Here is a 13,784-nt window from a genome sequence, read left to right on the forward strand (position 1 = left end):
CAAGATGCCATGACGAGAAACCTGCAGTTCAGCCACAAGATTCTGCTGGCCGCCACCTTGGTGGTCACGCTCGCCTTCGCCTTGTTCAGCCTCTATAACGATAGCCGCCAGCGTAACAGCATCCAGCAGGCACTCCAGAACAACCTGAGCCAGGCCAGCAACGCTGCGGCAGGCAATATCGAAAGCTGGTTGTCGGGCCGTATTCTGCTGGTCGAGAGCCTCGCCCAGAACCTGGAATTGGCCATTGCCGGAGGCAACCTGCAGGAGGTCATCTCCCGCCCGGTGTACAAAAGCGCTTTTCTCTCCACGTATATCGGCCTGGAAAGTGATGGACGTTTCCTTTCCAGCCCGCCCACACAGATGGCCGCCGGCTACGACCCGCGTACACGTCCCTGGTACAAGGACACCGCCCAGGCCAGCCGTACAGTCCTCACCGCGCCCTACGTGGATCAGATCACCAACTCGCTGGTGATTTCGCCAATCGCACCCGTGCGCGGCCCGGACGGCAAACCGTTCGGCATGACCGGCGGCGATGTCAGCCTGGATACGCTGGTGAAGATCATCAACTCCATCGAGCTCGGTGATCTCGGTTACGCCTTCCTGGTCAGCAAGGACGGCACCGTACTGGTTCACCCCCAGGCCGATCTGGTAATGAAAAACCTGCGCGACCTCTACCCCAACACCAGCATCGGCCTCGACCGCAAACTGACCGAGGTCGAACAGGATGGTCAGGATCGGCTGCTGACATTCGCCCCGGTCAAGGGCCTGCCCGATGTGCAGTGGTATGTCGGCCTGTCCATCGACAAGAACCTGGCCTATGCGGAGCTGGATGAATTCCGCCTGTCAGCGGCCATCGCCACGCTGATTGCAGTGGCATTGATCATCGCTCTGCTCGGCGTGCTGATCCGTGTGCTGATGCAGCCGTTGACCACCATGGGCAAGGCCATGGAAGACATCGCCCGCGGCGAGGGCGACCTGACCAAACGCCTGGCCATTCAGTCCAACGATGAATTCGGCGCTCTAGCCAGTTCGTTCAACCGCTTCGTCGAACGTATCCATGCGTCCATTCGCGAGGTGTCCTCGGCCACTGCCCAGGTCAACGAAGTCGCCAAACTGGTGGTCAACGCCTCCAACTCGTCCATCGTCAATTCGGACGAACAGGCCAGCCGCACCAATAGCGTTGCAGCAGCGATCAACGAGCTCGGCGCCGCCGCCCAGGAGATCGCCCGCAACGCCGCAGACGCCTCCAATCAGGCGTCGGACGCCCGCCTGCAGGCCGAGGATGGTGGCAAGGTGGTGCAACAGGCGATCAAATCCATGACCGAGCTGTCGACCAAGGTCATCGACGCCCGCGCCAAGATCGAGATGCTCAACGGCAAGACAGTGGACATCGGGCAGATACTCGAAGTGATCAAGAGCATCTCCCAGCAGACCAACCTGCTCGCTCTCAACGCCGCCATCGAAGCGGCACGCGCCGGTGAGGCAGGTCGCGGTTTCGCAGTGGTCGCCGACGAAGTGCGCAACCTCGCCCACCGCACCCAGGAATCGGCGCAGGAAATCGAGAAGATGATCGCAGAACTGCAGATCGGCTCCCGCGAATCGGTCACTACCATGACCGAGAGCCAGCGCTACAGCGAGGAAAGCGTGGCGGTCGCCAACCAGGCTGGCGAGCGACTGGGCAGTGTTACCACGCGCATTGGCGAGATCGACGGCATGAACCAGTCAGTGGCAACCGCTACGGAAGAACAGACCTCGGTGATCGAGGCGCTGAACATGGACATCACCGAAATCAACACCCTCAATCAGGAAGGCGTGGAAAACCTCCAGGCCACCCTGCGGGCATGCGCGGATCTGGAGCAGCAAGCGGCTCGCCTGACACATCTGGTCGGCAGCTTCCGCATCTGATCGCTGAAAACGAAGAAGGGCGCCATTGGCGCCCTTCTTCGTTGATGTCCGACCTACTTGTCCGACGTAGCGTCATTCTCACGCTGCAAGCGCTGCCATAACGCCTCGGCACCTTCGAACTCGGTGCCATCCTCCTCGCTCAATGCCTCAGGATCGTAACGCCGCACGCATCCTTCACCCAGTGTGGGCGGTGGCGTTGCAGTACCGGGCTGGCGAGGCGTGTCGTCGCTCATGGCCGATCAGCAGTGCTGGTTGTCTTGCTCATACGAGAGCCTCATCACAGAGAGGCACCGATGCAGCACTGTTCGGCCACCTCGACATAGATCAATCGAACACAACGGTCTTGTTGTTGTGCACCAGTACCCGATCTTCCAAGTGATAGCGCAGACCACGGGAAAGCACCATCTTTTCGACATCTTTGCCGAGGCGCACCATCTCTTCGATGCTCTCGCGATGGCTGACGCGCACCACATCCTGCTCGATGATCGGGCCCGCATCCAGCTCTTCGGTCACATAGTGAGAGGTCGCACCGATCAGCTTGACGCCTCGCAGCGAGGCCTGATGGTAAGGCTTGGCTCCCACGAACGACGGCAGAAAGCTGTGGTGAATGTTGATCACCCGGTGGGCATAGTCCTGACACAATTTGGGCGGCAGGATCTGCATGTAGCGGGCCAGCACGATGGCATCGGCACGGTGCTCTTCCACCAGGCGCGCGACCTCATCGAAGGCCGGCTGCTTGTTCTGCGCATCCACCGGCACGTGGATGAACGGAATGCCGTGCCACTCGACCATGCTGCGCAGGTCGTCATGGTTGGAGATCACGCAGGGAATATCGCAATCGAGTTCGTTGCTGTGCCAGCGGTACAGCAGGTCGGCCAGGCAGTGTGACTCGCGGCTGGCCATCAGCACCACACGCTTCTTCTGCGCCGAATCGGTGATCCGCCACTCCATGGAGAATTCCCGAGCGATCGGCGAAAACGCCTGATTGAAGCCATCGAGATCGAAGGGCAACGAATCGGCGCGAATTTCATGACGCATGAAGAACCAGCCGCTCTGCGTATCCGAGTGGTGGCTCGCCTCGGTAATCCAGCCGTTGTAGGTCGCCAGAAAGTTACTGACCTTGGCGACGATGCCGGTACGGTCAGGGCAGGCGATGACCAGCCGAAAAGTGCGCATGAACAACTCCAGAGAAATAGCGAAGGCGCGCATTTTAGCCAGACTAACGAAAAACTGCAGTAGCCCTACTGCACTTACCGCAATCCCTTCGTCTGCATGCCCCACAGGCACTGAAAAAAACCTCGCAGATGGGAGTAATAATGCGCTCGCCGTGCGCTGAAAACAGGATTAATTCCCGCATCTTTCAAGTGCCAATAAACAGTGAATTCGTGCCGCAGTTTGCAACTTAATTTTTTATAACAACACGCTTTACTACAAAGCGGTTTACTTACAATTAACCGATGTCTACTATAAGCAACACTTGGCCACTCCCCTAGATTAAAGGTAAGCACATGTCGTTGATCACCGAATACCGCAGCCTCGAAGAAAACATCAAAGAACTGCAAGAGCGCCTGAAGAACCTGTCGCAAGACGACAAACTGAAAAAAGAACTGGAATTCGAAGGCAAGCTACGCACCTTGATGGGCGAATACCAGAAGTCGCTGCGCGACATCATCGCTCTGCTGGATCCAGATGCCAAAGCCGGCAAAACTACCCGTAATGCCAAAGCTGCAACAACTGGCACCAAGCGCGCTCGTAAAGTTAAGCAGTACAAAAATCCGAATACCGGCGAAGTCATCGAAACCAAAGGTGGCAACCACAAGACGCTGAAAGAGTGGAAAGCCAAGTGGGGCGCTGACGTCGTTGAAAGCTGGGTCACCCTGCTGGGCTGATGCCATGCCGGGGCGGTGAGTCCATGAAAAACGCCAGCACTGCTGGCGTTTTTTATGGGCGCGCTTAAGTTAATCCCGTAGCAAGGATCACCATGAACAGAGCCAGGTTAGCTCAGCGTGCGCTGATCCACAGCCCCATCCTGCCCTTTGCTCACCGCACTATCCATCTATAGATTTACAGCGTGTAACGCTGGCGCAAGTGTTCGGCATACTCTCTCCACCCCTGCAATACCACTCGCTGAGCATCTGTCGCCGTGGCCAGATACTGCACCATTTCCACCTCGAAACTCGCCAGCGTATTAGGTGCACCGAACTCAGGCTGACTCAGGCGCTGCTGACAGAGTTCGTGCCAGCGCTGCCGCTCCTCGTCATTCAAGGTCAGGGGAAAGTTGCGAGCCCGATAACGGAACAGCAATTCGGGCAACCGATGATCATCGAAAGGCCAGCGTTGAGTTGCTAGCTGTTGTGGATCGCAATTGCGCACTTGCTCACACAATCGTCGATCACGATCTCCGATAAAGCCGTCATACAACTGCTGTTCCGGATCAATCCCGGCGGCAAAATTTTCCTCCTCGTAGACCTGCGACAATTTGTCCTGCCACTCGAGCTGACAATCGATCAGACGCTGTGCGCGGGCCATGTAATCGGCTTTATCCAATTGCAGCCGCTGGCAATCCTCAGGGCGTAGCACGCTCAAGGGAGCAACCACCGGACAACGGTTGATATGGATAAGTTTGAGCGGCACCGGTTGCTGCCCTTCGGCCAGCTCGTCTCGACGGGTGTAAAGGCGGCGGCGCAACGTTTCGCCATCTTCGCTCAGCAACGGAGCGGCATCGAGGTGCAAGTCGCAGACGATCAGTGCATTGCGATTACGCGGATGCCAGGCCAGCGGCAATACGATTCCCAGATAGTGACGCGCCCCGGCAAACCTGCCGGACACGTGCACCAACGGCTGCAACAGGCGTATTTGATCCAGCACTTTCTGCTTACCGCGCAGCCCATACAGGTAATTGTAGAGTTTTGGCTGGCGCTCACGCACCAGGCGCGCCAGGGCAATGGTCGCGCGCACGTCGGACAGCGCATCGTGGGCCTGACCATGCGCGATACCGTTGGCAGCGGTCAGTTGCTCGAGTTTGAGACTGACCCCCGTTTCGCCCTGCGGCCACTCGATGCCCTCCGGGCGCAGTGCGTAGGCGGTTCGCACCATGTCGATCAGATCCCAGCGACTATTGCCGCCCTGCCATTCCCGCGCATAGGGATCGAAGAAGTTGCGATACAGGCTGTATCGCGTCACCTCGTCATCGAAACGCAGGCTGTTGTAGCCAACCCCGCAGGTGCCAGGGCGCGCCAGTTCGGCATGCACGCGCGTCATGAACTCGGCCTCGCCCAGCCCGTCATTGGCCAGCCGATCAGGGCCGATGCCGGTAATCAGGCAGGCGGCAGGGTGCGGCAGGATGTCATCACTGGGCTGGCAATATAGGTTGAGTGGTGCCTCTATTTCATTGAGCTGTTCATCGGTGCGGATACCAGCGACCTGCAGTGGCCGATCACGGCGCGGGTCGATGCCGGTGGTTTCATAGTCGTACCAGAAGAGGCTGGTGGGCACGAGGTGCTCCTATGGCGATTGAGCGCTGCAGTCTAGGTTCGTTACAGGTTCATCACAAACCACAAACACGATGAAAAGCTTGACCGACCTCACGCCTGAGCAAAGCGGCAGGGCGCTTGCCCTTGTGACGCTTTAGCCTAGCCATTAATATTACGAAACAATCTTACTCACACTCGCCAAGGATGAATCATGAGTGACACTCTCTCCACGAACCCCTACGCCGTTCCCACCAGTGAATTGCAGGAAACGCCCAACAGCGATCATGCGCCGAGCATCGAGCAGGCCCTGAGCCGTGGCTACGACTTCAGTATCAGCGCGCTGATCAGCGAAGCCTGGCAACTGACCAAGGGCACCAAAGGCATCATCGTCGGCGGCTTTCTGATCTTTTACGTGGTGATGTTTGTCGCCATGTTCGTGATTGGTGGCGCACTCGGCATTTTCACGGTATTCAGCAATAACCTGGCGCTGATCATCATCGGTCAGATCGTTACAACCGTTCTCGCGTCTGCGGTGACCTACCCCTTCATCGCCGGCCTGAACATGATCGGCATTCGCCGCGCTGCAGGCCAGCCATTCAGTTTCAATGAAATCTTCGCCCATTTCGGCCGCACCGTACCGCTGCTGATCGCAGCCGTACTGATGATGCTGCTTATCTACCTCGGCATGATCCTGCTGCTGATTCCGGGCATCTATCTGGCAGTCGCCTACATGCTGGCAATTCCGCTGATCGTCGAGCGTGGCCTGTCGCCCTGGCAGGCCATGGAAGTGTCGCGCAAGGCCATCACTCAGCACTGGTTCAAGGTATTCGGCCTGTTCCTGCTGCTCGGCCTGATCCTCGCCATCAGTGCCATCCCGGTGTTCATCGGCCTGATCTGAACCGTACCGTTGTTCGTAATGGCCATCGGCGTGTTGTACCGCACCATCTTCGGCGTGTTGCCAGCTACTCGCTAAGCCCCCCCTCACCTGGCCGCGTTTCTCGCGGCCAGGTTGCTTCCTGACTCGCTGCTGGCTAGCATCGGGCTTTGCTCATATGACGTGACGATGCCGCCCTCTTCTATTTCCCCTCTCACTCGACAACAGCACCCGGTGCTGGACACGCGCTATCAGGTGGAAACTCCGGAAGGCATCGACTTGGCATTGCGCCCAGCCGGCCTGGTACCACGGGCGCTGGCCTTTACCATCGACCTGCTGATCCGCGGCGCGATTCTCGCGGTCGTCTACCTGACGCTAGGTATGTTCGGCCAACTCGGCATGGGCCTCGCGACTATCGTGCTGTTTCTGGTGACCTGGTGGTACATGGTGCTGTTCGAAGTGCTCAACCAGGGCCGCTCACCCGGCAAGCAACTACTCGGCCTGCGCGTGGTACATGACGATGGCACACCAATCGGCTGGCCGGCCTCGCTGACCCGCAACCTGTTGCGCTTCGTCGACCTGCTGCCATTCGCCTATACCCTGGGCATCATCAGTTGCCTGAGCAATCGCGCTTTCAAACGTCTCGGCGACATTGCTGCCGGTACTCTTGTGGTCTATCGCGATCAGCCCATCGAACGCCCCAATCTGCCCGAGGCCGAAGCATTGCGTGCGCCCTTCCCTCTCGACTTCGCCGAGCAGCGCGCCATGCTCGCCTTCGCCGAACGCGGTGAAGGGCTATCGACTGCTCGGCGCACCGAGCTGGCGGCCATTCTCGCCGCGCCCCTGCAGGTGGATGCCGAGCAGGCGGAAGGCAGAATCAACGGCATCGCCCGCAGCTTGCTGGGTCCGACATGAAGCAGAGTCTTTTCGAATCCAGGCACCAGCCCCAGTGGCAGGCATTCAGCGAGCAGTTAGGTCGATTGGAAAAAGGCAGCGCCGAAGCGGAAAAAAGCCGTACCTTCGCCGCCGACTACCGGCGCCTCTGTCAGCACCTGGCGATGGCCAGGGAGCGCGGCTACAGCAACCACCTGATCGATGAGTTGCAGCAACTGGCGTTGCGCGGCCACCAACAGTTCTATCGTCACCGCAGCGCCATCGGGCCGCAATTGATCGGCTTCGTACTGGCTGGGTTTCCGCGCCTGGTACGTGAGGAATGGCGCCTGGTGACGATCGCCAGCCTGCTGTTCTTCGGCAGCCTGGCTGTCATGGGCACCCTCGTTTACCTGTTTCCGGATCTCGTCTACAGCGTCATGGATCCCGGCCGGGTCAGCGAGATGGAGAGCATGTACGACCCCGACACCTCGCGCCTCGGACGCTTCGGCGAACGCGACTCCGGGGATGACTGGATGATGTTCGGCTACTACATCATGAACAACATCGGCATCGCCTTTCAGACCTTTGCCAGCGGCCTGCTGTTCGGCGTCGGCAGCCTGTTCTTCCTGCTGTTCAACGGGCTGATGATCGGTGCTGTGGCCGGTTACCTGACGCAACTGGGCTACAGCGAAACCTTCTGGTCATTCGTGATCGGTCACGGTGCCTTCGAGCTGACCGCCATCGCCCTGGCCGGCGCCGCGGGCCTCAAGCTCGGTTGGGCGCTGCTCGCCCCCGGGCGCCTGCCGCGTGGCGAAGCCCTACGCCTGGCCGCGACGCGCGCGGTACGCCTGCTGGGCGGCGCTGCGCTGTTTCTGTTGATCGCCGCCTTTATCGAGGCTTATTGGTCGTCCATGACCTTCGCCACCGCGCATATAAAATACGCGGTGGGCGCCGGACTCTGGACGCTAGTGCTGGCTTACCTGTGCCTGGCCGGTCGGGGGCAGCATGCGCCTGACTGATGCCAGCGTGGCGATCCGCCCGCGCACGCCCTGGGAAGCCATCGATCTCGGTGTGCTCATGGCAGGCCGTCATCGCGGCCTGCTGATGGCCAGCTGGGCGGCCGTCACCGTACCGATTTTCGCCCTGCTCTGTGCGCTGCTGTGGCAGTACCCCACCTGGGCCATATTGGTGTTCTGGTGGCTGAAGCCGGCCTACGAACGGCTACCGCTGTACATTCTCTCGCGCGCGCTGTTTGGCGATACGCCGACCTTCAAGCAGGCACTCAAGGCTTTCCCCGGCCTGCTCAAACCGCAGTTGCTGGCCAGCCTGACCTGGCGACGCTTCAGCCCGTCGCGCAGCTTCGACCTGCCAGTACTGCAACTCGAAGGCCTCAAGGGCAAGGAACGTACGCAACGCCTCAACGTGTTGGCGCAACGTGATGCCGGCGCCGCAACCTGGCTGACCGTGGTTGGCGTGCACCTCGAGACGGCCCTGTGGATCGGGCTGGGCAGCCTGGTCTACCTGCTGATACCCACTCAGGTATCCACCGAGTGGGATTGGCAGAGCCTGATCAATGGCGACACCAGCGACTGGTTCTGGCTGGAGCACCTCTCCAACCTGGCCTACGTGCTGTTGCTGATTCTCTGGGAGCCGATCTACGTCGCCTGTGGTTTCAGCCTGTACCTGAACCGTCGCACTGCGCTGGAAGGCTGGGACATCGAACTGACCTTCCGTCGTCTGCGCCAGCGCCTCACCGGTGTCGCCTACGCACTGTTGCTGGGCTGCGGCATGTTGTTGATTAACGTGCCGACGCCAGCCCTGGCAGATACGCCGCACAGCTGCCCGCTGCCCAGCGAAGACCCGAACGGGCCACAGGCTCCGCGCATGCTCGCGCAGCCGCTGAGCAGCGAGGCCTCGCGCGAATCGGTGCTGGCGATTCTCGACGAACCACCCTTCGAGAACCGCGAGACGGTGACGCGCTGGCGCTTTGGCGACGAAGCCAAGCAGGAAGAACCCTCGGAAGACACCCGCAAGGCGCTGGAAAGCCTGTTCGAGATGCTCGAGAACTGGACGGCCTTGAAAGGCATCGCGCTGTTCTTCGAAGCCCTGTTGTGGGCCTTACTGATCGGCATCATCGGCCTGGTGCTCTGGCGCTACCGCGAATGGCTGAGCACCTTCGCTGGCCGTACTCGGCTGCGCATGCCGGTAAAAAATCAATCACCTGACCAACTGTTCGGCCTGGAAGTACTGCCACAGAGCCTGCCGGACGATGTCGCCAGCACCGCCGAACGTCTCTGGCAGGACGACCCACGGGCAGCCCTGGGCCTGCTTTACCGCGCCCTGCTCAGCCGCCTGATTCACGACCACAAGTTGCCGCTCAAGAGTTCTCATACCGAAGCCGAGGTGCTGCCCCTGGTCGACGGCCTCGACGATCCGGAACTCAGCAATTTCAGCCAGACCCTGACCCGTCACTGGCAGAACCTCGCCTACGGCCACCACCTGCCGCCGACAGAGGCGCGCCCGGCCCTATGCAATGACTGGCGACGCCTGATCGAACACGGTGGCCGGCCATGAACCGCACCGCACGTTTCGTCATCGGCGCCCTGCTGGTACTGGGCCTAGGCCTGCTCGGCAGCTACATGCTGAGCCGTGCCGAGCCCTACGAAGATGTAGTGAGCCACGGGCCATCTCCGGAGGCACGTGCCAACCCCTATCTGGCCGCCGAGCACTTTCTGCGCAAACAGGGCCTGGACGTGGCGCGTTCCGACAACCTTGCCGGCCTGGCCGAATTACCCAGCCGCGGCCATACCCTGCTGCTGCTCGGTAACCGCAGCAACCTGACGCCACGCCAGAACGAACGCCTGTTACAGTGGGCAGCACAGGGCGGTCACCTGTTATTTATCGCCGAACGCATGTGGGACGAAGAGCAAGGCAAGAGCGGCGACCTGCTGCTCGATGCCTTGAACGTGCAGCAATACCCGGTCGAGAAACTCGACGAAGACGAGGAAGAAGCAGACAGCGCTGCCGACGAGGAAACCGCGGAGCCCGCTAGTGAGGAAAGCCAGGAAGAGCCGACGGATGCTTATCCGCAGTTGACCAAGCTGTATCTAGAGAACGAGCAGGCACCCGCCTATGTCGATTTCGATACCGACTTCCACCTGTACGACGCCAACAACCTTGCCCATGTCTGGGCCAATAGCGGCGAAGCCACGCACCTGCTGCAGATCTATCACGGCGAAGGGCTGATCAGCATCGTCACCGACGCCTGGGTCTGGCAGAACGCCAACCTGGCCGATTACGACAACGCCTGGCTACTCTGGTACATGACCCAGGACAGCGCGGTGACCCTGGTCTACAACGCCGACCGCGAAAATCTGCTGACCCTCCTGCAGCGTCATTTCACTCCGGCTCTGCTGGCCCTCGGCCTCTTGCTGCTCCTGGGGCTGTGGCACGTCGGTCAGCGCCGCGGCCCACTGCTGCAGCCGCAACCGGCGAGCCGTAGGCAGTTGCAGGAACACCTGCGCGGTGCGGCCGACTTCCTGCTTCGTCACGGAGGCCAGCAGCGCCTGCTGAACAACCTGCAGCAGGACATCCTGCGTCGCGCCCGACGCCGGCATCCCGGCTTCGAGCGCCTGGGCGTCGCCGATCAGTGGCAGATTCTCGGCCGCCTCAGCCGCCAGCCTTCCACAGCCATCAGCCAGGCCATGCGCCCACTGAGCAAGAAACGCCTTTCCGCCAGCGACTTCACCCGTCAGGTCGCCCACCTGCAAACACTCAGGAATGCCCTATGAGCGAACATACGCCCGACCAGCCGAGCAGTCCGATCAGCGAGCCTGCCAGCACCACCGCCGCACCAGCCGCCAGCAATATCGCCCAGCAGCGTCAGCGTGCCAGCCAGTTGGCCCAGGCCTTGCGCCAGGAGCTGCAGAAGGCGGTGATCGGCCAGACGGCAGTCATCGACGACGTACTTACCGCGCTGATCGCTGGAGGTCACGTACTGCTCGAAGGCGTACCCGGCCTCGGCAAGACCCTGCTGGTGCGCGCCCTGGCCCGCTGCTTCGGCGGTGAGTTCGCACGCATCCAGTTCACCCCGGATCTGATGCCCAGCGACATCACCGGCCACGCCGTGTACGACCTGCAGAGCGAACAGTTCAAGCTGCGCAAAGGGCCGATCTTCACCAACCTGCTGCTCGCCGACGAGATCAACCGTGCTCCGGCCAAGACCCAGGCCGCGCTGCTGGAAGTCATGCAGGAGCGCCAGGTGACCCTGGAGGGCCGCGCTCTGGCAGTGCCGCTGCCGTTCATGGTGCTGGCCACTCAGAACCCCATCGAGCAGGAAGGCACCTACCCGCTACCGGAAGCCGAACTCGACCGCTTCATGCTCAAACTGCACATGGATTACCCCGAGCAGGACGAAGAGTTGAGCATGGTGCGGCAGGTATCGCGCTCGACCAAGGCCGACATGCTCGAAGTCACGCCCCTGCGCACCCTGCTGCAGGCCAAGGACGTGCTGATCATGCAGAAGATCGCCGGCGATCTACCGCTGGACGAACAGGTACTCGACTACGCTGTGCGCCTGGCCCGTGCGACCCGCAGCTGGCCAGGCCTGGCCATCGGTGCCGGTCCGCGCGCCTCCATCGCGCTGGTACGCGGCGCCCGCGCACGCGCCCTGCTGCGTGGCGGCGATTTCGTGCTGCCCGATGACGTCAAGGGCTGCGCTCTGGCCGTGTTGCGCCACCGCGTACGCCTGTCGCCGGAGCTGGATATCGAAGGGCTGTCCATCGATCAGGTGCTGCTGCAGTTGCTCGATCAGGTTCCCGCACCCCGTCTATGAACACCTCGACCCTGGATAGCGCGGCATGAAGCCCTCTTCCCTCCTGCTCCGCCTGCTGGCCGGGCTGCTGGTGGTCGCCATCTTCCTCGGCGCGCTGGACGCCCTGTCCATCGCCGTGCCGGAGCGCCTCGTCGCGCTGTGGTGGGGAGCCTTGCTGGTACTGACGGGCGCCGCGCTGATCGACGCCCTGCGCCTGTACCGCCAGGCGTCGCCGCGTCTGCAGCGGCACCTGCCGGGCAACCTGCCACTGGGTCGCTGGAGCGATGTGCAGTTGACCGTCCATCACGCCTACCCGCGTGCGCTGCACATCCAGGTATTCGATCATGTCCCGCAGGACATGGCTGTCGAGCATCTGCCGCAACAGGTCGAACTGCGCCCAGGCGAACAGACCACCTTCAGCTACCGGGTGCGCCCGCTGCTGCGTGGTCATTTCGTCTTTCCACGCTGCGAGGTCAGCCTGCCCAGCCCGCTGCGTCTTTGGCAGTCGCGGCGCTATCTGGACGTGCGCGACGAAGCACGCGTCTACCCGGATTTCGCCCGCCTGTACGGCGCTCAACTGATGGCCGTGGACGACTGGATCGCCCAGTTGGGCGTGCGCCAGCAACAACGTCGTGGCCTTGGGCAGGAATTCCATCAGCTACGCGAATTCCGCGATGGCGACACGCTACGGCAGATCGACTGGAAGGCCACTGCCCGCAAGCGCACGCCTATCGCCCGTGAGTATCAGGACGAACGTGACCAGCAGATCCTGTTCCTGATCGACTGCGGCCGGCGCATGCGCAGCCAGGACGGCGAGCTGTCGCATTTCGACCACGCGCTCAACGCCAGCCTGCTGCTCAGCTACGTGGCGCTGCGCCAGGGCGATGCCGTGGGGTTGATGACTTTCGCCGGCGAGCAAAGCCGCTACCTGGCGCCGGTCAAAGGGCAGGCTCAGGTCAATGTGCTGCTCAACACGGTCTACGACTTGCAGAGCACCCAGCGCCCGGCCGACTACGCCGCGGCGGCGGATACCCTGCTCAGCCGCCAGAGCCGACGCGCCCTGGTGGTACTGATCACCAACCTGCGTGACGAAGACGACGAGGAGTTGCTAGGCGCGGTGAAACGTCTGGAGCGTCGGCACCGGGTGCTGATCGCCAGCCTGCGCGAGGAAGTGCTCGACAGTCTTCGACATACCCAGGTGCGCGACTACGAGTCGGCCTTGAACTACTGCGGCGCCGTGGATTACCTCAACGCACGCAACACCCTGCACGAGCGCCTGGCCGCTCACAACGTCCCGGTGCTGGACGCCCGCCCGGGCGAACTCGGCCCCGAGCTGGTCAACCGTTATCTGGCGTGGAAAAAGGCCGGGGTGTTGTAAAGCACGCCCTTGGTAGCCAGTGTCGAGCGCAGCGATACCTGTAAGATCGCGCCCTGGGTATCGCTGCGCTCAACCGCAGGCTACGGGGGAGGGTTGTTTGTTTCTGGCTACTGCCCTGGAACTCGGCATTCCTTATACTGCGCTCCATCGATTTCGCCTGTGGAGCGTACGCCTGTGAATTTTTCTTCCTGGACACCCAAGGAGCGCCTGATTTCCGGGGCATTCTTCGCCGTGGCCATCGGTTGCCTGCTGTATGGCTTCACATCGGGCGTGCCGCCCATGAGCAGCGAGTTCTTTTCAATGTTCGCCGTGGTTTCGCTGGTCATTGGCCTGGCGCTGACGCCGCAGTTCATGCTCCAGCCGCTGCGCGAAAGCCTGGGCAGCAATCTGTCGAAGCCGATGCGCATCGCCTTGGGATTTTTCTGTGCTTTCCAGCTAATTGCGGTCATTCGTGTAATTCTCGGCTGA

General features: G+C 61.3%; 12 protein-coding genes and 1 pseudogene. 10 read left to right on the forward strand and 3 right to left on the reverse strand.

Annotated features, from left to right (window positions below; genetic code table 11):
* The first annotated feature begins 9 nt into the window (after positions 1-9).
* Positions 10-1,905, forward strand: a complete 1,896-nt coding sequence (locus ACZ0AI_RS12130) for a methyl-accepting chemotaxis protein (protein ID WP_463562124.1) — start codon at positions 10-12, stop codon at positions 1,903-1,905.
* A 53-nt stretch (positions 1,906-1,958) separates the two neighbouring features.
* Here ACZ0AI_RS12130 and ACZ0AI_RS12135 read toward each other — a convergent pair whose 3' ends face one another.
* Entirely contained in the window at positions 1,959-2,138 is a 180-nt protein-coding gene (locus tag ACZ0AI_RS12135) for a hypothetical protein (RefSeq protein WP_463562125.1), read from the reverse strand.
* A gap of 91 nt (positions 2,139-2,229) precedes the next feature.
* Positions 2,230-3,081 carry a formyltetrahydrofolate deformylase gene (gene purU, locus ACZ0AI_RS12140; protein WP_463562126.1) on the reverse strand — a complete coding sequence of 284 codons (852 nt, stop codon included), beginning with the start codon at positions 3,079-3,081 and terminating at the stop codon, positions 2,230-2,232.
* A gap of 332 nt (positions 3,082-3,413) precedes the next feature.
* Here purU and mvaT point away from each other — a divergent pair, with 332 nt between their 5' ends.
* Positions 3,414-3,794: a histone-like nucleoid-structuring protein MvaT gene (mvaT, locus tag ACZ0AI_RS12145; protein ID WP_225838763.1), complete on the forward strand. Its 381-nt coding sequence runs from the start codon at positions 3,414-3,416 to the stop codon at positions 3,792-3,794.
* Positions 3,795-3,969: 175 nt separating this feature from the next.
* On the opposite strand, the gene sbcB is transcribed toward mvaT, so the two are convergent.
* Positions 3,970-5,400, reverse strand: a complete 1,431-nt coding sequence (gene sbcB, locus ACZ0AI_RS12150) for an exodeoxyribonuclease I (protein ID WP_463562127.1) — start codon at positions 5,398-5,400, stop codon at positions 3,970-3,972.
* Between the two features lie 189 nt (positions 5,401-5,589).
* On the opposite strand from sbcB, the pseudogene ACZ0AI_RS12155 reads away from it, so the two are divergent.
* From ACZ0AI_RS12155 to ACZ0AI_RS12190, 8 genes and pseudogenes are all read left to right on the forward strand, one after another.
* Positions 5,590-6,351, forward strand: a pseudogene (locus ACZ0AI_RS12155) (DUF2189 domain-containing protein).
* Positions 6,352-6,441: 90 nt separating this feature from the next.
* The gene (locus tag ACZ0AI_RS12160; RefSeq protein ID WP_463562129.1) at positions 6,442-7,167 is read left to right on the forward strand and encodes an RDD family protein; all 726 of its coding nucleotides are present in this window, start codon (positions 6,442-6,444) and stop codon (positions 7,165-7,167) included.
* Positions 7,164-8,144: a stage II sporulation protein M gene (locus tag ACZ0AI_RS12165; protein WP_463562130.1), complete on the forward strand. Its 981-nt coding sequence runs from the start codon at positions 7,164-7,166 to the stop codon at positions 8,142-8,144. Before ACZ0AI_RS12160 ends, ACZ0AI_RS12165 begins: the two co-directional genes overlap by 4 nt.
* Positions 8,131-9,699 (forward strand): DUF4129 domain-containing protein, encoded by a 1,569-nt coding sequence (locus ACZ0AI_RS12170; RefSeq protein ID WP_463562131.1) that lies wholly within the window; start codon positions 8,131-8,133, stop codon positions 9,697-9,699. Before ACZ0AI_RS12165 ends, ACZ0AI_RS12170 begins: the two co-directional genes overlap by 14 nt.
* Positions 9,696-10,916 (forward strand): DUF4350 domain-containing protein, encoded by a 1,221-nt coding sequence (locus ACZ0AI_RS12175; RefSeq protein ID WP_463562132.1) that lies wholly within the window; start codon positions 9,696-9,698, stop codon positions 10,914-10,916. Before ACZ0AI_RS12170 ends, ACZ0AI_RS12175 begins: the two co-directional genes overlap by 4 nt.
* Complete coding sequence (locus tag ACZ0AI_RS12180) at positions 10,913-11,959, forward strand: AAA family ATPase (RefSeq protein WP_463562133.1); 1,047 nt, start codon at positions 10,913-10,915, stop codon at positions 11,957-11,959. Before ACZ0AI_RS12175 ends, ACZ0AI_RS12180 begins: the two co-directional genes overlap by 4 nt.
* Positions 11,960-11,984: 25 nt before the next feature.
* Entirely contained in the window at positions 11,985-13,316 is a 1,332-nt protein-coding gene (locus ACZ0AI_RS12185) for a DUF58 domain-containing protein (RefSeq protein WP_463562134.1), read from the forward strand.
* Between the two features lie 174 nt (positions 13,317-13,490).
* On the forward strand, positions 13,491-13,784 hold the full coding sequence (locus ACZ0AI_RS12190; RefSeq protein ID WP_225838744.1) for a hypothetical protein: 294 nt from the start codon (positions 13,491-13,493) through the stop codon (positions 13,782-13,784).

It is taken from the genome of Pseudomonas sp. AC355, assembly GCF_979258205.1.